19 protein-coding genes are annotated in these 22,205 nt (G+C 35.3%); 10 read left to right on the top strand and 9 right to left on the bottom strand.

Features of this window, described 5'->3' with window-relative positions; genetic code table 11:
* Window positions 1-102: 102 nt before the first annotated feature.
* A complete protein-coding gene (locus H4O20_RS11740; RefSeq protein ID WP_185099351.1) occupies window positions 103-291 on the bottom strand; it encodes a hypothetical protein in 189 nt (62 codons plus the stop codon).
* A 311-nt stretch (window positions 292-602) separates the two neighbouring features.
* Between H4O20_RS11740 and H4O20_RS11735 the strand changes: the two genes are divergently transcribed.
* From H4O20_RS11735 to H4O20_RS11720, 4 genes are all read left to right on the top strand, one after another.
* On the top strand, window positions 603-854 hold the full coding sequence (locus H4O20_RS11735; RefSeq protein WP_185099350.1) for a hypothetical protein: 252 nt from the start codon (window positions 603-605) through the stop codon (window positions 852-854).
* A gap of 30 nt (window positions 855-884) precedes the next feature.
* Window positions 885-1,769 (top strand): T9SS type A sorting domain-containing protein, encoded by an 885-nt coding sequence (locus H4O20_RS11730; RefSeq protein WP_185099349.1) that lies wholly within the window; start codon window positions 885-887, stop codon window positions 1,767-1,769.
* A 335-nt stretch (window positions 1,770-2,104) separates the two neighbouring features.
* A complete protein-coding gene (locus H4O20_RS11725; RefSeq protein WP_185099348.1) occupies window positions 2,105-3,379 on the top strand; it encodes a ribonucleotide-diphosphate reductase subunit beta in 1,275 nt (424 codons plus the stop codon).
* Window positions 3,380-5,167, top strand: a complete 1,788-nt coding sequence (locus H4O20_RS11720) for a ribonucleoside-diphosphate reductase subunit alpha (protein ID WP_185099347.1) — start codon at window positions 3,380-3,382, stop codon at window positions 5,165-5,167.
* A 101-nt stretch (window positions 5,168-5,268) separates the two neighbouring features.
* Here H4O20_RS11720 and H4O20_RS11715 read toward each other — a convergent pair whose 3' ends face one another.
* Window positions 5,269-6,216 carry an NAD-dependent epimerase/dehydratase family protein gene (locus H4O20_RS11715; RefSeq protein WP_185099346.1) on the bottom strand — a complete coding sequence of 316 codons (948 nt, stop codon included), beginning with the start codon at window positions 6,214-6,216 and terminating at the stop codon, window positions 5,269-5,271.
* A 117-nt stretch (window positions 6,217-6,333) separates the two neighbouring features.
* On the opposite strand from H4O20_RS11715, the gene H4O20_RS11710 reads away from it, so the two are divergent.
* Both H4O20_RS11710 and H4O20_RS11705 read left to right on the top strand, forming a co-directional pair.
* The gene (locus H4O20_RS11710; RefSeq protein ID WP_139854341.1) at window positions 6,334-6,915 is read left to right on the top strand and encodes a hypothetical protein; all 582 of its coding nucleotides are present in this window, start codon (window positions 6,334-6,336) and stop codon (window positions 6,913-6,915) included.
* A gap of 151 nt (window positions 6,916-7,066) precedes the next feature.
* Window positions 7,067-9,133, top strand: a complete 2,067-nt coding sequence (locus H4O20_RS11705; protein WP_185099345.1) for a M13 family metallopeptidase — start codon at window positions 7,067-7,069, stop codon at window positions 9,131-9,133.
* A 72-nt stretch (window positions 9,134-9,205) separates the two neighbouring features.
* Here H4O20_RS11705 and H4O20_RS11700 read toward each other — a convergent pair whose 3' ends face one another.
* From H4O20_RS11700 to H4O20_RS11680, 5 genes are all read right to left on the bottom strand, one after another.
* On the bottom strand, window positions 9,206-10,012 hold the full coding sequence (locus H4O20_RS11700) for an NAD(P)H-binding protein (protein ID WP_139854337.1): 807 nt from the start codon (window positions 10,010-10,012) through the stop codon (window positions 9,206-9,208).
* On the bottom strand, window positions 10,005-12,374 hold the full coding sequence (locus H4O20_RS11695; RefSeq protein WP_185099344.1) for a M20/M25/M40 family metallo-hydrolase: 2,370 nt from the start codon (window positions 12,372-12,374) through the stop codon (window positions 10,005-10,007). Before H4O20_RS11695 ends, H4O20_RS11700 begins: the two co-directional genes overlap by 8 nt.
* A 197-nt stretch (window positions 12,375-12,571) precedes the next feature.
* Entirely contained in the window at window positions 12,572-13,750 is a 1,179-nt protein-coding gene (locus H4O20_RS11690; RefSeq protein ID WP_260402670.1) for an outer membrane beta-barrel protein, read from the bottom strand.
* A 31-nt stretch (window positions 13,751-13,781) separates the two neighbouring features.
* Window positions 13,782-14,222, bottom strand: coding sequence for a ubiquinol-cytochrome c reductase iron-sulfur subunit (locus H4O20_RS11685; RefSeq protein ID WP_185099343.1), 441 nt, complete (start codon window positions 14,220-14,222; stop codon window positions 13,782-13,784).
* Between the two features lie 2 nt (window positions 14,223-14,224).
* On the bottom strand, window positions 14,225-15,421 hold the full coding sequence (locus H4O20_RS11680) for a di-heme oxidoredictase family protein (RefSeq protein ID WP_139854331.1): 1,197 nt from the start codon (window positions 15,419-15,421) through the stop codon (window positions 14,225-14,227).
* Window positions 15,422-15,643: 222 nt separating this feature from the next.
* On the opposite strand from H4O20_RS11680, the gene H4O20_RS11675 reads away from it, so the two are divergent.
* Complete coding sequence (locus H4O20_RS11675) at window positions 15,644-16,102, top strand: CBS domain-containing protein (protein WP_139854329.1); 459 nt, start codon at window positions 15,644-15,646, stop codon at window positions 16,100-16,102.
* A 75-nt stretch (window positions 16,103-16,177) separates the two neighbouring features.
* Here H4O20_RS11675 and H4O20_RS11670 read toward each other — a convergent pair whose 3' ends face one another.
* Window positions 16,178-17,842, bottom strand: a complete 1,665-nt coding sequence (locus tag H4O20_RS11670) for a T9SS type A sorting domain-containing protein (protein ID WP_139854327.1) — start codon at window positions 17,840-17,842, stop codon at window positions 16,178-16,180.
* Between the two features lie 441 nt (window positions 17,843-18,283).
* Here H4O20_RS11670 and H4O20_RS11665 point away from each other — a divergent pair, with 441 nt between their 5' ends.
* The 3 genes from H4O20_RS11665 to recQ all read left to right on the top strand — a co-directional run bounded on the left by H4O20_RS11665 (window position 18,284) and on the right by recQ (window position 21,283).
* Entirely contained in the window at window positions 18,284-18,616 is a 333-nt protein-coding gene (locus H4O20_RS11665) for a single-stranded DNA-binding protein (RefSeq protein ID WP_139854325.1), read from the top strand.
* A gap of 168 nt (window positions 18,617-18,784) precedes the next feature.
* Window positions 18,785-19,060 carry a GIY-YIG nuclease family protein gene (locus tag H4O20_RS11660; protein WP_246051383.1) on the top strand — a complete coding sequence of 92 codons (276 nt, stop codon included), beginning with the start codon at window positions 18,785-18,787 and terminating at the stop codon, window positions 19,058-19,060.
* Window positions 19,061-19,195: 135 nt separating this feature from the next.
* Complete coding sequence (gene recQ, locus H4O20_RS11655; protein ID WP_139854323.1) at window positions 19,196-21,283, top strand: DNA helicase RecQ; 2,088 nt, start codon at window positions 19,196-19,198, stop codon at window positions 21,281-21,283.
* A 10-nt stretch (window positions 21,284-21,293) separates the two neighbouring features.
* Here recQ and H4O20_RS11650 read toward each other — a convergent pair whose 3' ends face one another.
* Window positions 21,294-22,196, bottom strand: coding sequence for a histone deacetylase (locus H4O20_RS11650; RefSeq protein WP_139854321.1), 903 nt, complete (start codon window positions 22,194-22,196; stop codon window positions 21,294-21,296).
* Window positions 22,197-22,205: the final 9 nt, after the last annotated feature.

Below are 22,205 nucleotides of genomic sequence, written 5' to 3'. Positions count from 1 at the left end.
AAATAATTGTGCCTGAAATAAAAAAGAGCTTACGGATCTATTCTTTCTATCTGTAAGCCTAGAATTATATTGTCAAAAATTAATAAAGAAATTAGTTGTTTTTTATCTCAGTTCTTTGTTAACAAACGTCTTTGGGAATACCCCAATATAGTTAGTTTTATTTCTATCGGCCTCCTCTCCTTCTACTTCACAGAAATTTAAATATTCATCTAAAATTTCGTGCTTATTTTCGAAAAATCTATTTTGAATATTTTTCTGAGCTCCGCGACCATTTAAAGTTTTTTTAGACATACTGAAGTTGAATTATTAATTTCAAAGTTAAACACTATATTGGAATTTATCCTTTTTATCTTGGATTATTTCCATAGATATATTTATTCAAATTCCAATAACTAGCAGTTTATTCTTCAATATTCAACCTTAGAAACAACAGAGTTACATTGATATCCAAGGCTTTAATAGTAAAAAGGAAATTCAGTTAATGTCAATTATTACAAGGGTTTAGCTCAGTTTTTAATTTTACGAAATCTATTTGTGTTTTATTAAAATCGATGTAAGTTTGTTAGCAAAACCCTAATTCTCTAATTAAATAAACATCTTTTATGAAAAAAATTTTACTTGTTTGCATGTCTTTTGCTTGCACAGCAATAGGTTTTACTCAGAACATCGAAAAGGAATTCTTACTTTCTGAATATCGATCTTCAGACGGATTTGAGTATGAAAAATACACTTATAACTCAGATATGTTATTGAGTTCTACAGACGCACTTCTTATAGATGACAACGTTAGATATAGAGATACTTTAACTTACGATGTAGCAAACAATGTGATTAAACTAGATGGATATCAATAAATAAACGGCAACTGGACCCACGTTTATTATTTGGACTACGAATACGACCAAGATGGAAATCTTACCACCCGAAAAAATTACAATAGTTTTGGAGGCTCGACTTTTGAGCTAGGAGGAATTTATAAATATTTTTATAACAGCAACAACCAACTTGAGTCTTGGGAGCTATACTTTAATGAAACAGATTTGATTGAAGTTGGCACCGTTACCTATAATGCCGAGGGTAAAAAATTAGAAGAATTTGTAAAAGACACTTGGCAAACGGGAACTTTGAGCGACTCTTGGAAAATCGAATACACTTACAATTCTGATGGTACATTATTAAGCTCAAAACCGTCAATTTGGGATGGAACAGCGTGGTATGTTCCTGGAGTAGAATGGTTTTACTACGACGACAATAAAAACTGCATTAAGTGGGAACACAAAACCCCAAGCGGAAGTAGAGTTACAAATAAACATTTATATGAATACGACACCGATTACATAGTTGAACAACTAGTGTTACCTGTAAATCCAGAGGACGGTGCAAAAACAAAAAGTTTAGTTGAAATGGTTAACAAACCAATACTTGAACACTGGTACACCGAGAATGATTTAGGTGAGTTAATTTATGTTTGTGATTATATCTATGATTATGAAGAACTTGGAACAATGGGCGTTTCAAATCAAAATTTATTTGCAAACAATTTACGTATGTTCCCTAATCCTGCTACAGACCAATTTACAATTTCAAGCGATAAAAATATAATTACCGCCATTGACATTGTAGACACAACTGGAAAAGTGATTTTAAAAGAAACTAATTTAAATAAGAAGGAAGCAAATTTGAACATCGCTAATCTTCAGTCTGGTGTTTACTACATTAGATCAACAACTACAAAAGGAATTAACACTCAAAAATTAGTAGTTCAATAAGTTAGAAACATTAACAAATGTTATTTATAAGTTGGGTTTTGCTTTGTGCATTTCCCAACTTATTTTTTTATTTCGAAACCAGATTGTTGTTAATTAAATCACTCCAGCATGCTTTTTGAAAATAGGATTTCATTAAAATCTAACACAAATTCAAACAACATTCATTATCATTTTCACGCTAAGCTTTGAAATGTTCAGGCTCCAAAAGATTTCCTCAACTTTAAATAATTGTTAATAACCATTTGACAACAAATTGACGAATCAATCAAATCACATCGATATAATTTTCATCTTTATACTTTGAATACTATTTATAATTTTTAGTACGCATTCTTATGGAAATTACCCACGTTATTAAAAGAGATTTTACCACCAAACTCTTTCATTTACAAAAGATTACAGATGCAATTTTAAAAGCAATGACCGCTGCAAATCACGGTGGACCTGAGGATGCAAAGCGCATATCTGAGATGGTTTATGAAGCTTTGCTAGAAAGAAAAAGCATGGATGGGAAATATATCCCAACTGTAGAAGAAGTTCAAGATTTTGTGGAAACGAAATTGATGGAAAGTGGATTTTTCGATGTAGCAAAAGGGTATATCCTTTACAGAAATCAACAAACCCAAAAACGAAAGCTAAACATATTCGAGAAACGAATAAATTTAAAGCCATACGAATACCCAGCGCTTTACGAATATGTTCCAGCTATTCGTCATTCATATTGGATTCACACCGAATTCAACTTTACTAGTGACATCCAAGATTTTAAAACTCGTCTTACCGACGTAGAACGCAACGCCATTAAAAATACAATGCTGGCTATTTCTCAAATTGAAGTAGCAGTGAAAAACTTCTGGGGCGATTTATACCATAGAATGCCAAAACCAGAAATTGGATCGGTAGGATCGACCTTCGCAGAAAGTGAAGTTAGACACCACGATGCATATTCACACCTTCTTGAAATATTAGGCTTAAACGAGGAGTTTAAAAACCTAAAAAAGAAGCCAGTAATTATGATGCGTGTTCACTATTTAGAAACCGCACTGAAAAATGCAAAAAGTGAAGATAATAAGGACTACGCCGAATCTGTTTTACTTTTCTCACTCTTTATCGAGCACGTTTCATTGTTTTCGCAATTCTTGATTATCATGGCTTTTAACAAGCATAAAAACATGTTGAAAGGTATTTCAAACGTGGTCGAGGCTACTTCAAAAGAAGAGCAAATTCACGGTGACTTTGGAATTGACTTAATAAAAATCATTAAAGAAGAGAATCCAGATTGGTTTGACGAAGGCTACCACAATATGATTCAAGAAATGTGTAGAGAAGCTTTTATCGCCGAGAGCAGAATAATCGATTGGATTTTTGAAGATGGCGAATTAGACTTCTTGCCAAAAAATGTTGTAAACGAGTTTATCAAAAATCGTTTCAACAAGTCGCTTGAAAGTATCGGAATTGAAAAAATATTTGACATAGACGAAAGTTTATTAGCGGAAACTGAATGGTTTGACGATGAGATTATCGGTACCAAGCATGGAGATTTCTTCGTAAAACGCTCAATAAACTACAGCAAAAGAACCCAAAGTATAACCAGTGATGACCTTTTTTAAATGAACGAACTAAACACCAACCTCGACACACAGACTACAACGTCAAATTCAGAAACTGACCACTTAGTAAACGCTAGAAAAGAAGCACTACACAATACAAGTGAAGAAAAACAAGGCTTTAAATGGCTTACAGAACACAGCCGTAACTTTTTAGCTTCTGGCTACCTTACACCAGGGGTGACTCCAGAAGAACGCATTAGAGAAATTGCAGATAGAGCGGAACAAATTTTAGAAATACCAGGTTATGCTGATAAATTTTACCATTATATGTCTGAAGGGTTTTTCTCTTTAGCATCACCTGTTTGGTCTAACTTTGGAAAAGAACGAGGACTTCCTATCAGCTGTTTTGGATCGCACATTAGCGATGATATGGGGAATATACTTTACACCCAATCTGAAGTTGGTATGATGTCTAAACTTGGAGGAGGAACTTCAGGGTACTTTGGAAAAATTCGTCATCGTGGAGCTGAAGTAAAAAATAATGGTCAAGCCTCAGGCGCTGTTCATATTATGCAGCTTTTTGAATCTATGGTTGATGTTGTAAGCCAAGGTTCGGTTAGAAGAGGACGTTTTTCACCATACCTACCAGTTGAGCATCCAGACATTATGGAGTTCTTAGAAATTGGTACTGAAGGGAATCCTATACAAGAATTAACGCACGGTGTGACTGTAACCAACCAATGGATGCAGGAAATGATTGATGGAGACGAAGCTAAGCGTACTATTTGGGCAAAAGTATTGCAAAGAAGAGGTGAAATGGGCTACCCTTATATCTTCTTTAAAGACAACGCAAACAATTCGGCTGCAGATGTTTATAAAGATAAAAACCTACCTATTTACGCCAGTAATTTGTGTACTGAAATAATGCTACCATCTAACGATAATTGGTCGTTTGTATGTGTACTATCTTCAGTAAACTTATTACACTATGACAAATGGAAAGATACCGATGCCGTTGAAACTATGGTATATTTCTTAGATGCTGTAATTACCGAATTCATTGAAAAACTAGAAGTTTATCGTGACTCTGATAGTCGTGAAGACAAACAAACGTTCCTTTTCATGGAACGCGCTTATAATTTCGCTAAGGATAACCGCTCTTTAGGACTTGGAGTTTTAGGATGGCACTCGTTATTACAATCTAAAATGCTTCCGTTAAATAGCCAAGAAGCTTATAACTTAAACAGTGAGATATTTAGAATTATTAAAGAGAAGTCGTACAAAGCTTCGGAAGAATTAGCTGAAAAATTTGGGGAACCAGAAGTACTTAAAGGTTATGGCAGACGTAATGCTACCTTAAATGCTATTGCACCAACAACTTCCTCTGCCTTTATTTTAGGACAAGTGTCACAAGGTATCGAACCTATCTGGTCTAATATTTATGTAAAAGATATCGCCAAGATAAAAACTACAATTAAAAATCCATTCTTAGAGAAATTACTTGAAGAGAAAGGTATGAATACTCTTGAAGTTTGGAGAAATATTCGAGATTACGACGGTTCCGTACAGCACTTAGACTTTCTAACCGATGAAGAAAAAGATGTGTTTAAAACTTATTCTGAAATCGATCAAATGGATTTAATATATCAAGCTGCTAACCGTCAAAACCACATTGACCAAGGTCAGTCTTTAAACATTATTATTCATCCAGAAATGCCAGTTAAGGAGATTAATAAAATTCACGTAACTGCCTGGAAACTTGGTTTGAAATCACTGTACTACCAACACAGTATGAATGCTGCACAAAAGTTTGCTCAGAAAAAAGATTGCGCAAGTTGTGAAGCCTAAACTTCTTGATTAGCCAACTATTTTATAAAAAAACAGGTTCAATTAATTTTGAACCTGTTTTTGTTTTTATTGATAACTTCAGCAAATGCCGATTAAAGGCATTAGTACTTATCCTTCAAATTTGTAAGCATAATCTCTGTCATTTCATCCAATGAAATTTTGCTTTCCCAACCCCAATCTTTTCTAGCTTCGCTATCGTCTATACTTTGTGGCCAACTATCGGCAATATCTTGTCTAAAATCTGGTTCGTAAGAAATTTTAAATTCTGGAATGTGCTTTTTGATACTTGCAGTAACATCCTCAGGATCAAAACTCATCCCAGCAAGATTATACGAACTTCTAATTTTAACATCTTCCTTATCGGCTTCCATAATGTTCACAGTCGCTCGAATAGCATCATCCATAAACATCATTGGCAACGTTGTTTCAGCATTTAAAAAGCAAACATACTGTTTGTGCTTAAGTGCCTTGTGGTAAATATCTACTGCATAATCGGTAGTACCACCACCAGGTAAGGTTTTGTAGCTAATTAAACCGGGGTAACGGATACTTCTAACATCTACCCCATAACGCTTATTGTAATATTCGCACCATCGCTCGCCAGTTTGTTTACTAATTCCATATACTGTACTTGGCTCCATAATAGTGTGCTGTGGGGTATCATTTTTTGGAGTTGTAGGTCCAAAAACAGCAATACTAGATGGCCAAAATACCTTTTCTACTTTTCTATCTTTAGCTAAGTTTAAAACGTGAAAAAGTGAATCCATATTTAAGTTCCACCCACGCATAGGGAATTTCTCTGCAGTAGCCGAAAGCATAGCTGCCATTAAATAAACTTCAGTTATTTCGTAACGAATTACAACCTCTTGTATGGCTTCATAATTGGTAGCGTCCAATATTTCGAATGGACCACTATTCATAAGCTCTTCATCGCCTTCACGGATATCACTTGCAATAACCTTATGTGACCCAAATTTCTGTCTTAAATACATTGTTAGCTCTGTTCCTATTTGTCCACAGGCCCCAATAATCAGAATCCTCTTTTTCATCAATTTTCTTTTTATCAAAATGAGGTGCAAATATACGGATAATCAACTCTTTCCCTTTAAAAAAATTAACGTGTCATTTCGTTAATAACCAGTATATTTGTGGTTCTTTAATTTTTTATGAAGTTTATAATTCCTATTTTAATAGCTATTAGTTTCTTTTTTTCCTGTGGAAATAATTCTGAAGAACAAAAAGTAGAATTGCCAAATACCAATATGTCTATAATTTTTGGCGATACAACCTATACATATCCTCAACTTTCAGAACCTGCAAAAGAACAAGCTGTAAAATGGGGAGTTTTGGAAGATCTTATTCAAGAAGCAAAAAGTGCTAACGGAAGTAACTACCGCGACTTACGAGAACATGCCGTGAGGCTTAGAGAAATTTCAGATTCTCTATTTAAAAAAATTCCAGATACGCTTAATACAAATCCTATAAACAGCAGGTTGTTAGTTCTAAAAACTAGATCAGAATTATTATACCAAACATCACATCAAGACAATATAGACTCTTTAAATATCCAAGAATCTGTAAAAGAACTAAACATTGCAGTGGAGAATTTAATCATTCACTTAAATGAGAAGTTTTTAAAAGACAAAATAGATTATCAAAGAAAAGAAGACGAAGAGAATGAATTAAAAAAGCAAGAGCGTTTTCGAGATTCTATTTTTGAACTAGAGTTACAAGATAAAAAGAACTAGAAGTGTAACAATAATTCCGAATGAGCAACTTATTGCATAGAAAAAATAAAATAGCCCAATACTAATAATTTCAATTGAAGATGAAAACAATGGGCAGTCCTTGCCTAACAAGCAAGTAAGCATCTTCCGCTAAAAACAAAAATCAATATAAATGAAAACAAAATTTTTAAAACCCGTTGTAGCTTTCGCGGTAATCGCAGCTGCTACAACCGCTTGTAAAGAAAAAACCGAAGTGGCGGTAACTGATACTGAGCCACACGGAATTATCTTAGCAAACATGGACACTACTGTGAACCCAAAAGATGATTTTTACAACTACGTGAACGGAAACTGGATGAAGAACAACGAAATTCCAGACGATGAAACTAGTTGGGCTGGATTTACAATTCTTCGTAAAAAGACAAGTAAAGACATGCTTAACATCTTGGAAAAAGCAAGAAAGAGCGGAAAATATGCTCCAGAAACCGACCAAGCAAAAGCTTTGATGATTTACGAAACAAAGCTTGACACTTTGGCAAGAGACAAAGCTGGAATCGAACCAATAAAACCGGCACTTGAAAAAATTGCAGCTATAAATACTATTGAAGACTTTCAAAGAGTAATGAGTGAAAATGCTGTAGAAGTTTCACAGCCATTTTTAGGACTTGCAGCTTTTTCAAACCCAAGCAACAGTTCGATGAACTCTGCATATATCACTCCAGGTAGTTTAGGGCTTCCAGATCGTGATTTCTACACCAATACCGATCCTGCTTCTGTAAAAATTAGAGAGCAGTATGTAGATCACATTACAAGAATGCTTCAGTTTTTAGGTGATTCAGAAGAATCTGCCCGTAAACAAGCCGAAACTATTCTTGCTTTTGAAACAAAACTTGCTACGCCAAGATTGGATAAAGTTGCAAGCCGTGATTTTAGAAATTTCAACAATCCACGTAGTATAGACGAACTTCAAAAAATGCTTCCGCAGCTTCAGTGGAAAGAAGCCTTTAAAGGAATGGGCATTACAAAGGAAATGGATACTGTTATCGTAATGCAACCGAAGTATATGGAAACATTGAAACAAATGTTTGCTAAACCAGACTTTGATACTTGGAAAACGGTAATGCGTTGGTCTACTTTAAACAACGCTACAGGAATGTTAACCACAGAAATTGAAAAAGCTAACTTCGATTTCTATGCAACTACTTTAAACGGAACTAAAACACAAAAGCCAGCAGATGAACGTGCACTTTCAACTGTTAATGGAAGTGTTGGAGAAGCTTTAGGAAAGCTTTACGTAGATGAAATGTTTCCACCGGAAGCTAAAGAAAAAGCTGAAAAAATGATTGCAAATGTAATTGCAGCGTATAAAGACCGTATTAATGCTTTAACTTGGATGAGCGATAGCACTAAGGTAAAAGCAAACGAAAAGCTTGACAAATTCACTGTAAAAGTTGGATATCCAGACAAATGGAAGGATTATTCAGACATGCAAGTAAAAGAAGGCAATACCTATTACGACAATATGATTGCAGTACAAGCTTGGGGATTAAAAGATAATCTTTCTAAAATTGACGAGCCTGTAGATCGTACCGAATGGGGAATGAGCCCGCAAACTGTAAATGCTTATTTCAATCCATTCAACAACGAAATCGTTTTCCCAGCTGCAATCCTTCAGCCACCTTTCTACGATTACAAGGCAGATGAAGCTGTTAATTACGGTGGAATTGGTGCCGTAATTGGTCACGAAATTTCCCACGCTTTTGACGATAGCGGATCGCGATTTGATGCTAATGGAAACTTAGCAAACTGGTGGACAGAAACAGATCTTAAAAACTTCACTGAGCGCGGCGATAAACTTGCTGAGCAGTACAGTAAAATTGAAGTACTTGACAGTGTTTACATCAACGGAAAGTTTACCTTAGGCGAAAACATTGGGGATCTAGGAGGTGTGTTAGGCGCTTACGACGGATTACAGCGTTTCTTTAAAGAAAATGGACGTCCTGATAACATCGACGGATTCACTCCAGAACAACGTTTCTTTATGAGTTGGGCTACTGTTTGGCGCACCATGTCTCGAGACGAGGCGCTACGCAACCAAGTAAAAACAGATCCACACTCTCCAGGAATGGTAAGAGCTACACAACCTTTATTAAACATCGATGCTTTTTACGAAGCCTTTGATATTAAAGAAGGAGATGGCATGTACCTTGCACCAGAAGATAGAGTGCGTATTTGGTAGTTAATAAACTGTCTCATTGAGCGCAGTCGAAATATTTTGAATTGAAAAAAGGAGCTTTAATGGCTCCTTTTTTTATATGGAAGTTTTAAAAGCATAATCCAAAACTTTTTTCAAATTCTCAGAATCGACCTGTTTAAATTTTTCATCCACATTGCTTTCGGCAAATGTAGGTGGCTCCAAACTTAGCTCTTTTGCTTTCTGTATATAATATTCAGATTTTTTGGGATGGTATGGATTTACAGCATTAAAAACAGTTCCAAAAGCGTCTTGCTTAATAATGTTTACTAAGATATTAATGCAGTCGTCACGATGAATTAAATTAACCGGGGCATCTCCATCATTCAAATCTTTACGACCTGCCAGATATTTTGCGGGCTGTCTACTACCACCTATCAAACCACCAAAACGAACAATAGTAGTTTTTAATCCCTTAGAATTTGCAAATAATTGCTCCACCTGCCTTAATTGCTTGCCCGATATAGTTTCTGGTTGTGGCTCGTCCTTTTCAGTTACTTTTCCTTGGCTATCATCATAAACCGAAGTACTACTCACCAAGATTATTTTTTCAACCTCAGTTTGTTTTATCTCTTCTAGAAAATGCACCATTTTAAGTACATAGTCGGCGCCAGTGTTGCGTCTTAATCCAGGAGGTATCATAATTATTAAATAATCGGAATTCTTCAGTAATGCTTTAACAGACCCCTGCACTCCTCTATCTGTAATTTCAACAGGATAGGCCTCTACTCCATTCTTCTGTAATAAAGTAGCTTTTTCCATAGTTGTAACAGAGCCTTTCACCTTATAACCTAATAAGTGTAAACGATAAGCTAAAGGCTGACCTAACCAACCAAGACCCGCTATGGCAATTGTTTTACTCATTATTTAAAATAATTTCAGGATTTATAAAAAGCGAATCTACAGTTTTCTTTTTTAATGAATCTACATTAAAAGTTCGCTTTACCACAACCGCATCTGTAATCACGAAGGGTTTAGGCATAGCATAATCAGGACGTTTGGTTATGTCGAATTCTGGGTTATCCATTAAATCGAATGAATATTCCATTACCTTAAAACCAACAGAAACATCCTTTTCAACAGAAAATTCAACTTTCAATGAATCGTTTGGAGAAACATAGTAATTGATAAGGGCAGGGTTTTTGGTTCCTCTATAGTCTTTTGATAAACTAGATACAGGCATTTCTTTTCCATTAAATTCTAGTGAATTAAATGATGTACTTTCTTCACTATACAAATCTATTTTATTGACATTTCGTTTAGGGACAATTACGAGCGTAACATTTCTAAGGTTATTTATTAAAGTGTCATTTTCTAAAAAAACCTCAAAATCTGCAATATTTTTCTTTGGAGCTTCAGCTGCGTAACTGTAATTAAAACCATATTTACTATAGGGAACCTCAGCTAAATTTAAAGTATTATTACTAGGATTTTTACCAAGATATTGTTCAGTCCATTCGTCAATTTCTTTGTCGTAAGTAAGCCAGAAAGTTTTTTTATTATCTGCATCTTTATAGTAAACAAGACTGGTTGGCTTTCTCCGTTCTTCAGTAAAGTCACTTTTTGAATGCGCAACGATAAAGAAAGAAATAGCTAGTATAAAGCACAGTGCCGATACTATGTTCTTCCATTTGTAATACGCAAAAACTGGAAGCATCAACCCGAAGAGTAATACAGTGAACACACAACTAATAACAAGCATTTTTAAGCCTAAACCAACTGGAAAAAACTGAATAAGAGGTGCAAAAATAAAGATAGCAGGCACCGCTAAAAATGCCATTGCTAAAAGATTTGGTCGTTCTTGACGTATCATTACAAAAAACGAAAGAAGTCCAAAAAAAACAGGAATAATAAAAAATGCGGCTCCCTTTAAGATGATAAAAACCGCCAAATTAATCAAGAGCCAGAAAAATAACGGAGCCACATAAATTGAAGGTTCATTGAACTTAATAATATACCTTTTATAGACTGAAAATACGATTGCCAATGACAGCAATACAAAAAATGCAATATACCAATGCCCGTTATATGTAAATCCTTGTTGAATTTCGGCATATTGTGGATAGAGTGCTAGTATTAATTTCCATCCAAAAAACCCAATGAGGCCGCAACTAATTAATGATATTAAAAAGGGAACAAATCCTTTGGCAATTGCTCTTCCTGAAATTCTTCCCCTTTTAACACCATAAAAAATTAAGAATACAAATATCAAAAAAGCTAAAATTAGCATCGGTAATATCCATGAAAATGGATAATTAATCATTTTCACCAAAGGGAAATTTAAATAAACATCATCCGTTTCAGACTTTATATTTGAAAGATCGGCATCGGCGAAATAATGGATTAACGGCAGTAAATAACTGCCTTGATGCATCAAACTATTCCAATCTAGGTGATACATATTGTCATTTGCCGTGTGATAGTTAAAGTGGCTATCTATAAAAGCGAAAAAGAAACTATCAATATCCCCATCTTCCCTAAAGATGGTGGAGTCGGTATCATTTGGCAACATTTTATAAACGCTATACATTAAGGAAGAGGCAACAGGAAACTCTGGATTCGCTTTGATAAATTCTTTCACGAGTTGAGAATTTCCTCCATTTGTTTCCAAAATCATATTACTCGGACCACTCGTGCCACGCGCTTCAAAATTCAATATTAAACCTACATTTTTAGCCCAGGGATGTCCGTTTACAAAGAGTTTGGCACCGTCCAAACCAATTTCTTCAGCATCTGTAAAAAGAATAATTATATCGTTTTTTGGTGTTTTTCCAGAAGCAAGGTAAGCGCGTACGCTCTCTAAGATAGCAACTAAACCCGTACCAGCATCGCTAGCACCAAATGATGGCACAAGCGCGCTGTCGTAATGCGAAAGCAGCAAAAGTGCCTTTCCGTCTTCAGCGCCCTTAATGCGAGCAGCAATATTAGTGGGCTTATTAAGTGTTTTTGATTGTGGATTTAAACTAAACCCTTCTTGAATATGAGGTTCCATCCCCAACTTTCGCAATTCAGACAATAAAAACTTTCGAACGTCTGCATGACCTTGTGAACCTAAATAATGAGGGGTTTTGGCAATTTTTTCAAGAGGTATCAGCGCTCTATCTACTGAAAATTCGGTAGCCGATTTTACTTCATTTCCATCATACTTCGGCATTAATCCATAAAAACTGTAAAAAACCAATGCTGTGATAAGAAGCAAGGATAAAAAAGCATTGAAGTGTTTCATAAATTTAGTTTTTGGAATTTAATCAGTGATGCCCGATACTACTTGGGAAATGAGGTGCTGAAAATTCTATTAAAATATTAAATTCACTTACCGTAGATAAATTTAATACTAACAAAAATAAGAACTTTAATGAATTAACAACTTACCTAATAACCAATAAACCACAACCCAATTAAGTAATACCGGCCACCTGCTGACTAAAAGTAACTACTAAACCCCATATACCATGTAGCAGCCCTTTCGGCAGGATTGTTAATAATATCCTTTTGCCACTGGTAACGATAGTTTATTCTAAAAACTGTTTTAGGCGTTGGTCTAAAGCTAATTCCTGGAGTTACAGCTAAAAGTTGATCCCCAATATTAGTGTCTGTTTCTTTAAATTTACCGACATTCCAATCTACATAATCAAATCTCGCAGCAAGATTAAATGTGGCATCTTCCCACTCGAATATTTTATTTTTATAAACTGCTTGGACTACATCTATAAAAAAACCATGCTGTTTATTGCCATATTGTGGCGTATAAGATTCTGGTGTTTCAACTTTTACGAAAGCTGCTTCTCCAACTATATACGTATTGGTAGTTTGAATTGTCGTATTCCAATCTATCGCAAAAACATTAACCCGAGCTTTGTCTTCTACTGATAAACCATCCTCTTCAAATTTGTTGTATGCTCCCCCCATATACGAGAGACCAAGTTCTCCAATCTTTCTGTTTTTAATTGCCAATTTTCCTGAAAACATTGCTTTTCCGCTAAAATTTTCTTCGAATAAATTGTCGCCATCTTTATAGGCGGGCAAATAAGTTTTATCTTCCTCATTGGAAATAATTTTACTGTTAAATCCATTAGTGAGGTAAGCTTCGTAACCAAAAATCCAATTTCCAGAATACGTTTTACCATAAACTCCAAATCCTGCGTTAGATTGGGTGGCCGCGAGCATATTTACTGCTACATCAGGGCGTTCAACAAACTCCCATTTAGGACCATCGTGATTTTCATTAAAAGCGCCTATTGGGTTCATAACAATTCCACCTCTAAAATTAAACATTGGGTGAAAGGCTACATCGAGTGCGGCAAATTCAATGGCTATTTCCTTCCCGCCGTCTTCAAATTCAATTTCAGTTAAAAATTTAATTCTTTCTGAAATTGAAGCCGCCAAAAAAATTGTCAACCTTCTGGCTTGAAAAGACAGTCCGTCGGTGATTCCTTCTTCTATTCGATGCATCGTATTAGCTTCTAAATATCCTCCTAAAGCTACTGGAACTTTCTCGAAGCTAAGCGACGGCCTGCTAAAAACTGCATCCATATTTAATTGACTTTCCTGTACCGATTGCTCGATACCCGATTTTTCTTCCTGAGCTAACGCAGTTTCCATATAGAAAAAAATTAGTAAGTATAGCCCTATTTTAAAATAGTTCGATGTATATATTTTCATCATCAATTGTTGTTTTAAATGTTTTTAGATCTTGATCTGCCGGTCCTTCTAACACCTTTCCTTTTGTATCAAATTCACTACCGTGGCAAGGGCAGCTATACATACCTCCGCCTACGTTTAATTCGCACCCTCGATGCGTACATTTCATTAATGAGGCGATATAATTCTTCTCTTCTGTTCTATATACACAAATTGGAAAATCTTGGGAAGTAGTGTTCACCAAAACGAAATCTCTATAGGTCGTACTTGTTTTTTTTACAATTTCAAATTCAGAAAGAGGTACTACTATTTTGTTTTTAAAAGTTTTAAAAGAAGCATAGTAAATACTCTGACAAGAAGTTAAAATGGCAGAGGCAAAAGGTAAACCTACCAAAGCGACCCCACAGGTTTTTAAAAATTGTTTTCTGTTCATATTTACAGGGATTCTATAAATTTTATAAGTTGACTTTTTTCTTGTTGACTTAAGTTTTGATATTTATTTTTAGCGTTTTCAGCTTCACCTCCATGAAGTAAAATTGCTTCTTCAATACTTCTAGCTCTCCCGTCGTGCATTAAATAATATTCACCACCTTGTGAATCTTTGGAAAGCCCAATTCCCCACAGAGGTGCAGTTCTCCATTCGGAAGAAAGCGCATATCCTTCAGTGTAACCGTCATCTAGCTCGGGACCCATATCGTGCAAAAGCATATCGGTGTAAGGGTGAAATTCCTGATAAGAAATAGCTGTAATTGGTGAATAAGAAGTTCTTAGCGTGGGTTTATGACAAGCAGTACATTGTGTGTTTTCAAATAGTGCTTTTCCAGCTACAACCTCTGGGTTATCTTGATTCCGAGGAATAGGTGCTTTAAGCGTTTTTAAATAAAACACTACATCGTTAATCGTTTTTCTATCAATCTCGGGTTGAACCTTATCCCCACTATAAGTATCATAGGGTTCATAATAAGAGTTTATTCCTATATCTTGATTATAGGCATCGGCAGTTTGGTGAAGCAAGTCGTAAACATTTGCTTTTTTTCCAAATCGTGTAATATATTTTCCGTTTTTAGATATGGTTCCAGGTCGGTCCTTAACATAATCAGGTCTATCGTTCCAATGAACTCTACCACTTATACCATCGCCATCTAAATCGTCGGGATCTGCCATTGCCAATAAATCTTCATCTGATACAGCATCGAGAAATCCAAGACCCGTAACAATGGGTGCTAGAAATTCGGCGTGTGGGGCCCCTGAAGGTAAGATTTCAGGTTTGTAGCCTGGAATTGCCCTATTTTGTAATTGGGGAGCCCCTTGATCTAAAAAATTATTTATCCCGGGCAAATCCTGCCCAAAACGAGTAAACGATACAAACGGATGCCCTTTTCCATCGCCAGCATGACAACTCACACAGCTAGTACCGGTAAAAATAGGTCCCAGTCCTGTTTCTATGGTAAATATTTGATCGTTAAATGCCTTATCTCCCTCTATAAATCGTATAGATTCAGCTTGGTTTAAGTTCTCAACTGGACCATCGAGCAGTTCATACTCTTCAGGTTCCTGTGGAGCTAATGCTTCACATGAGTACAATAAAGGAATAGAAATTAGAGGAGCAAATAAAAATATTTTAGTCTTCATTATTTTAATTTTTAGGCAAAGCTAAAAGTATTTTTTAAAATAAAAAATAAATTAGTTACGTTTGACTAAAAAAGACTGTGTTATATCAAACTTCCTCTATTCTTTCAAAAATAAAACTTAAAAAGACCTTACTTACATATAAAAACAAAGTATTAGTTAATTAAGACCCTTTATTTATTTTAAAATTTTACTTATATTACAAAGTCGCAAAAAACTGATATTATGGGAATTAAAAGTTTTACAGGGAAAAGAGCAAAGCCTCAGAACGCTTCGGAAAAAATTAAAGTGTCTGATTATATGACACGAAACCTGATAACATTCAAACCTGAGCAATCGATAATAGAAGTAGTTGAAGTACTTGTAAAGAGAGGAATTTCAGGTGGTCCTGTTATTAACGACAACAATGAGTTGGTAGGAATTATATCTGAAGGTGACTGTTTAAAAGAACTTAGTGATGCTAGGTATCACAACCACCCTATGGAAGACGTGAAAGTAGAACTTCATATGATTAAAAATGTTGAAACTATTGATGGCGAAATGAATGTACTTGATGCCGCCAATAAGTTTTTGGAATCAAAACACCGCAGATTTCCAATTTTAGAAAATGGAAAGCTAGCTGGGCAAATAAGTCAAAGTGATATTTTAAGAGCTGCATTGGAACTCAAAGGGCAAACTTGGTAAACTCTTTTTAACAAATTAAATAGGAAAGCCATTCTCGATTGAGAATGGCTTTCTTTTTAACATTAAACAATCGATTTACTGCTTAATAATCTTTTGTGTATTCACTTGTCCTTCAATAGTGGTTTGTAGGATATAAGTTCCAACTTGAAGATTAGAAATATTTAATTCTGCAGAAGTATTGTTTACATCTTTAGACAATAGCTTTTGCCCTAATAGATTAAACAAGGTAACAGAATCAATATTTTGAGCAGATTCTAAGTTTAAAATATTATTGGCAGGATTTGGATAAACACTAAATTGAGTAAACTCATTGTCATCAACACTTAAAACAGGGCTACAGTCACCATACCAAGTGTAAAGGCCATCGTAATCATTATCCCAAATACCCCATACGCCATTTTCATTTTGAGCTGCCGAATTACCAACTAAATTCCCTGAAGTTATACCCCAATAAACATTAGTATTATTTGAACTTTTTGCGGATAATCCAATCCAATATTTTTTTGAATTATTGACATCCCCTGTAAATTCAAATGCATCAACTGTCATATCAACTTTATAAACATTGTGAATAGACACATGAGAAGATCCTACTGCGTTAACATTGTTAAGAGTTATTGCGTTTTCTGATCCAATTACATTACCTGGAAAACCATTATTGTCTTCATAATAAGTTACATCTACCTCACTTATTGGCCACTCTGAAAACATATATGCGGATATATGCTCAAGTGAAAAGCTTTCGTTTGCTTCTAAGGTTAAGTCATTGGCTACAGTGTATGCACTACCTGTAGTTATGTTTAAAGCATCTTCAAATAACCAATCGTATGGTGGATTTAACTCTGCACAACTTCCTTGAAGATTTATAGTTCCATAAATCTGAATTGGCATTCCTTGTGGTTCATTAACCCCGGCGTCAATAACCGCTTGCCATCCCGAAGATGTTTTTTGAAGTGCATCTCCTGTAATAGTTTCTCCCAACACGGAAATTGGAGGTGCCCATGGCCCAGAACTACCTGATCCCTCTAAACTGTATTCTACCCAATATGTCCCCGGTGATAAGGTTAAACCATTAATACTAGCGGTTATCTTTTGGATTTTTCTATCGGTATTAGATTGGTCATCTTCTAAAACTCTATATACGCCAGAATCTACGACAGTCTCTAAAACATTTGTAGATAAATCTCCCCAAACTACTGAACCTCCACCACTTGGATCTCCATTCCAAATTTGAACATACATTGCTGTAATAGAAGGGGGTAAGGTTCCTGTTTGATATGCATAGACATCAATTTTGGAAATGTCAAAACCATCGTGTAATACAAAACTTTCCGCTAAACTTTGGCTGTTGTTATAATTAACCCCAAATCCAAATAAATCCATGCCATTAGTTACATTCTCCAAAATACTTAAGTCTGGAGCATCATTTATAAATGGACCACTAGTGTAGATAAGGTTTTCACCAAATTCCTCAGTTCCATCAGGTCTAGCGGCTGGACCGTAAGAACCAAAATTGGCGATTTTGGTGTTTTGCAAATCAATAGAAATACTAGAGTTTTCAACTCCTCTTGGGGATTCACCGATTGGAGAAGTAGAGGTTTCATAAAAAGCAGCGGGTAACACTGCAGACTGCTGTGATTGATTCGTCTCTATGGACGAACTTTTTAAATTGCTTTGTGCATTCATAATACCGAAACTGGCAATGAAACACATCGTTAATGGTAAAATAATTTTTCTCATAATTGTTAATTTTGGTTTAATTAAGGCCGAAAAGTATAGGTTAAATCACTAGAAATCAATGTTAAATGAGTATACTGTTGTTCTCAATGAGTATTCTGTAAATTGAAACTAGCAGTAATTATGAAATCTTTTTTGTTAAAGACATTAAATCCAAATTTTATAAACCTTTTGAAATCAAACTTACATCTAGTAAGACTCAGCCGTTGTAAACACCTGTTATAAAAGGGTTTTCATCATTTCCTCACTCAAAAACAAAAACATTTTAAATATCAAATACCCGTCTACAAATGCTTGTAAGCAACTATAAACGATAGTAAGCGTGTAAATACCGACTAGCATTTGAATGTCGATATATGTTTGTACTGTCGAATAAGATGATGTTCGATAGTATCAATTGTTTAACTCGCCTGTAATTTACCTCAGGCAAAAAAATTAGAAATCATGAACGCACTTAGAAACAAAGTACAGTTGATTGGAAGATTGGGGCAAGACCCAGAAATTGTAACATTTGCCGATGGCAATAAAATGGCTAAATTTTCAATGGCCACAGATGACAGTTACAAAGACAAAGATGGTAACAAGGTGGAACGTGCTTACTGGCATAACATCGTTGTAAGAGGAGGACTCGTTAACGTAGTTGAGAACTATGTAACAAAAGGCCAAGAAATCGCTATAGAAGGTAAACTTACCAACCGATCTTGGGAAGACAAAGAAGGTAACAAACACTACATTACAGAAGTTATGTGTAATGAATTGCTTATGTTGAGTAAGTAATAAGTAAATCCTCGGCTCCGCTCGTACACTAGAATATATTCACTGTCGACAAGCGGAGCAGAGGGTTGTTTTATTTTATAATTTCAAATTATTTATAATCATGGCAATTGGATATATGTATATACTGAAATGTAGTGATGACACCTACTACCAGGTAGTACAGTCAATTTGAAGAAAAGAATTTTAGAGCCTCAAGCAGGTCTTGGAGCTAATTATACCATTAAAAGACTACTAATAGAATTATATTATTTTGAAAAGTTTGCTAGAATTGATTTGGCATTTCAACGAGAGAAACAAATACAAAATTGGAGCCGTAAGAAGAAAGTAGCTCTCTTAATGAAAAATTATGAGAAGATGCATAGATTAGCTATTTGTCAAAATAATTCTCACCATTCTTTCTACAAAAATCGATCCCCGAGCGGAGCCGAGGGGAAAGATGTTTAAATTTAGTGTTTTCTTCTCAAAACTAATTCCAAAAAAGAGGTCCCTGAGTGGTTCCGATAAATTGCTTTTAGGCATTTTATTGGGATTGTACCGAAGGGCCGGGATTAACGCAAAATTATTATTAGTTTTACCATCATGCATTCCACTACAGATCCCCAGCAAACCCACATACTATCCTTACTAAAATCTCATTTTGGATACGATGAATTTCTTCCCAATCAGGAAAAAATCATCAATAGTGTTTTAAACCAAAACGATACTATTGCTATTATGCCTACTGGGGGAGGTAAATCATTATGTTATCAACTTCCAGCTTTAGCAATTGAAGGAACTGCAATTGTAATTTCGCCTTTAATCGCATTGATGAAAGATCAAGTAGATGCATTAAAAGCGAATGGAATTTCGGCTAATGTCTTTAATAGCTCTCAGCCTCAGGAAGAGCAGCAAGAGGTTTTAAAAGATTTACAAAACGGAATTTTAAAGCTGTTATACGTAGCACCAGAAAGTCTACCCTTACTCAACTATTTGTTGAGTACTATAAAAATTAGTCTTTTTGCTGTAGACGAAGCGCATTGTATTTCAAGTTGGGGTCACGATTTTCGACCTGCGTATACCCGACTCAAAAGTTTAAAACAACAGTTTCCAGAGGTTCCTCTAATTGCGCTAACGGCAACAGCCGATAGACCTACACAAGTAGATATTGCAACACAACTCGCTATTCCTAATGCCAATAAATTTATCGCGTCTTTTGACAGACCTAACCTTTATATTGACGTACGTCCGGGGCAAAACAGAAATAAGCAGATTTTTAATTTTCTTGCCAAAAGAGGTAAGCAGAGTGGTATAATTTATTGTTTAAGTAGAAAAAGTACAGAAAAACTTGCCGCAACACTTAAAGCAAAGGGTTATAAAGCTGAAGCTTACCATGCAGGGCTCAGTTCGGAAGAACGCAATAGCGTTCAAGATAACTTTTTAAATGATCGCTCCCCTATTATTGTTGCAACTATTGCTTTTGGAATGGGAATAGACAAAAGTAATGTACGGTGGGTTATTCACTATAATATGCCTAAAAATATTGAAGGCTATTACCAAGAGATAGGACGAAGTGGTCGCGACGGATTAGCAGCACACACCCTACTTTTTTACAGTTTTGCCGATGTTATTATGCTTCGAAAATTTGCTGAAGGCACCGAAACTGAAGCTTATCAATTAGCAAAATTAGAACGAATGCAGCAATTTGCTGAAGCTTTAAGTTGCAGAAGAAAAGCACTTCTAGGGTATTTTGGAGAGCATATCATTGAAGATTGTGGCAATTGCGATATCTGTAAAACCCCACCAAAGTACTTTGACGGAACCTTAATTGCACAAAAAATATGCTCTGCAGTAGCACGTTTAAAAGAACAAGAAGCTATGGGGATGGTTCTAGATGTACTGCGTGGCGCACAAAATGCTCAAGTATATGATAAAGGGTATCAAAACATCAAAACCTTTGGTGTTGCAAAAGATATCGCGTGGAGAGACTTGCAGCAATACACTATCCAACTATTAAATCAAGGAATACTACAAATTCACTTTCACGAAAACGGCAGACTGCTGCTAACTCCGCTTGCTAAACAAGTTCTTTTTGAAGGGAAACAGGTACAATTAGCAAATGTTGTTAAAGAAGTAGAAAAAGTAAAAGCAGAAAAAACATCAAGAATAAGAGCCGATCTTTTTGAGAAACTGAGAACTCTTCGTTCTAAATTGGCACAAGAAGCAAAGATGCCTGCCTATATAATTTTTAGCGATGCCAGTTTAGAAGATATGGAACATAAGAAACCGAGAAATCGAGAAGAATTTGCCGAAGTATCTGGTGTTGGAGAAGCTAAACTTGAGAAATATGCAGATGAATTTCTTAAAATTATTAATCGGCATTTAGATAGTTTAGAAAGTAAATTACCAACTCACGAACGCAGCTATAAAATGTTTGTAGAAGAGAATCTTTCTCCTTCAGAAATCGCGAGTAGACGCGGACTTTCTGAAGATTCCGTTTATGGTCACTTTATCAAATCACACAAATCTGGTGCAGACATTGACCTTTCCCTATTCATTTCTTCAGAAGAAATCCAGAAAATTAAAAAAGCAAAAGATGAACTTGAAAATCCTGATGCTTTAAAGCCTTATTTCGAATACTTTAAAGAGAAAATACCTTATTGGAAAATAAAAATGGCCTTGTACTTATAATGTTTTCAGATTAAATATAAATTTCTTGTGCTAATCTAAAAGTATTTGCGTGAGCTTCAATTATCGTTTTTATATCAGGTGAATATCCTCCTCCCATACTTACTTGTAAAGGTATTTTTAAATCTTTACACATCTGCAAAACATACCGATCTCTCTCTTTACAGCCGTTAATAGTGCAATTTAACCTTCCTAATTTATCCGATTCTAAAATATCAACACCACTTAAATAAAAGATAAAATCAGGACGCTGTTCATCAATCAATCTTGGTAAAGTATTTTTTAAAATTCTAAGATAAACTTCATCACCACTTCCATCAGCCACGGCGATATCTAAATCACTTTTTTCCTTTTTAAATGGATAATTTCCGGCTCCGTGCATTGAAAAAGTAAACACCGAATCATCATTCTGAAAAATTTCAGCAGTACCATTTCCTTGATGTACATCCAAATCTACAATCAATATTTTTTTTGCTAATCCTTTTTTCTGAAGATATCTAGCTGCAATAGCTTGATCGTGCAGCATACAAAACCCTTCCCCGTGGTCGGTATATGCGTGATGGGTTCCGCCAGCAATACTTAATGAAATTCCGTATTTTAAAGCATATTCACTGCCGTCAATAGTTCCTTGTGCTATTAGTTGCTCCCGTTTAATAAACTCTTCAGACAAAGGAAAACCTATTTTTCTAGCAGCCCTTCTGTCGAGAGATAGGTTTATCAAGCTATTATAATATTCTTCAGTATGAACGGCTAAAACATCCTCTTTAGAAGGCATAGATGGCTCAAAAAAGTCTTCAGCTTTACAAGTTCCTTCGTGAAGTAATTGTTTCGGCAGAAGCTCATATTTTTCCATCGGAAATCGATGCCCCTTTGGCAAGGGATAGCTAAATAAGGGATGAAATGCAATTTTCATCATTGAATAATA

The organism is Aequorivita sp. 609 (genome assembly GCF_014212065.1).
Taxonomy (GTDB): domain Bacteria; phylum Bacteroidota; class Bacteroidia; order Flavobacteriales; family Flavobacteriaceae; genus Aequorivita; species Aequorivita sinensis.
This window is presented reverse-complemented; position numbering and strand designations above follow the sequence as displayed.

Excerpts from the sequence above, each read along its gene's own strand:
- H4O20_RS11740 (WP_185099351.1), bottom strand. The coding sequence starts at position 291 with ATGTCTAAAAAAACTTTAAATGGTCGCGGAGCTCAGAAAAATATTCAA.
- H4O20_RS11735 (WP_185099350.1), top strand. The coding sequence starts at position 603 with ATGAAAAAAATTTTACTTGTTTGCATGTCTTTTGCTTGCACAGCAATA.
- H4O20_RS11725 (WP_185099348.1), top strand. The coding sequence starts at position 2,105 with ATGGAAATTACCCACGTTATTAAAAGAGATTTTACCACCAAACTCTTT.
- H4O20_RS11720 (WP_185099347.1), top strand. The coding sequence starts at position 3,380 with ATGAACGAACTAAACACCAACCTCGACACACAGACTACAACGTCAAAT.
- H4O20_RS11715 (WP_185099346.1), bottom strand. The coding sequence starts at position 6,216 with ATGAAAAAGAGGATTCTGATTATTGGGGCCTGTGGACAAATAGGAACA.
- H4O20_RS11710 (WP_139854341.1), top strand. The coding sequence starts at position 6,334 with ATGAAGTTTATAATTCCTATTTTAATAGCTATTAGTTTCTTTTTTTCC.
- H4O20_RS11705 (WP_185099345.1), top strand. The coding sequence starts at position 7,067 with ATGAAAACAAAATTTTTAAAACCCGTTGTAGCTTTCGCGGTAATCGCA.
- H4O20_RS11700 (WP_139854337.1), bottom strand. The coding sequence starts at position 10,012 with ATGAGTAAAACAATTGCCATAGCGGGTCTTGGTTGGTTAGGTCAGCCT.
- H4O20_RS11695 (WP_185099344.1), bottom strand. The coding sequence starts at position 12,374 with ATGAAACACTTCAATGCTTTTTTATCCTTGCTTCTTATCACAGCATTG.
- H4O20_RS11690 (WP_260402670.1), bottom strand. The coding sequence starts at position 13,750 with ATGGAAACTGCGTTAGCTCAGGAAGAAAAATCGGGTATCGAGCAATCG.
- H4O20_RS11685 (WP_185099343.1), bottom strand. The coding sequence starts at position 14,222 with ATGAACAGAAAACAATTTTTAAAAACCTGTGGGGTCGCTTTGGTAGGT.
- H4O20_RS11680 (WP_139854331.1), bottom strand. The coding sequence starts at position 15,421 with ATGAAGACTAAAATATTTTTATTTGCTCCTCTAATTTCTATTCCTTTA.
- H4O20_RS11675 (WP_139854329.1), top strand. The coding sequence starts at position 15,644 with ATGGGAATTAAAAGTTTTACAGGGAAAAGAGCAAAGCCTCAGAACGCT.
- H4O20_RS11670 (WP_139854327.1), bottom strand. The coding sequence starts at position 17,842 with ATGAGAAAAATTATTTTACCATTAACGATGTGTTTCATTGCCAGTTTC.
- H4O20_RS11665 (WP_139854325.1), top strand. The coding sequence starts at position 18,284 with ATGAACGCACTTAGAAACAAAGTACAGTTGATTGGAAGATTGGGGCAA.
- recQ (WP_139854323.1), top strand. The coding sequence starts at position 19,196 with ATGCATTCCACTACAGATCCCCAGCAAACCCACATACTATCCTTACTA.
- H4O20_RS11650 (WP_139854321.1), bottom strand. The coding sequence starts at position 22,196 with ATGATGAAAATTGCATTTCATCCCTTATTTAGCTATCCCTTGCCAAAG.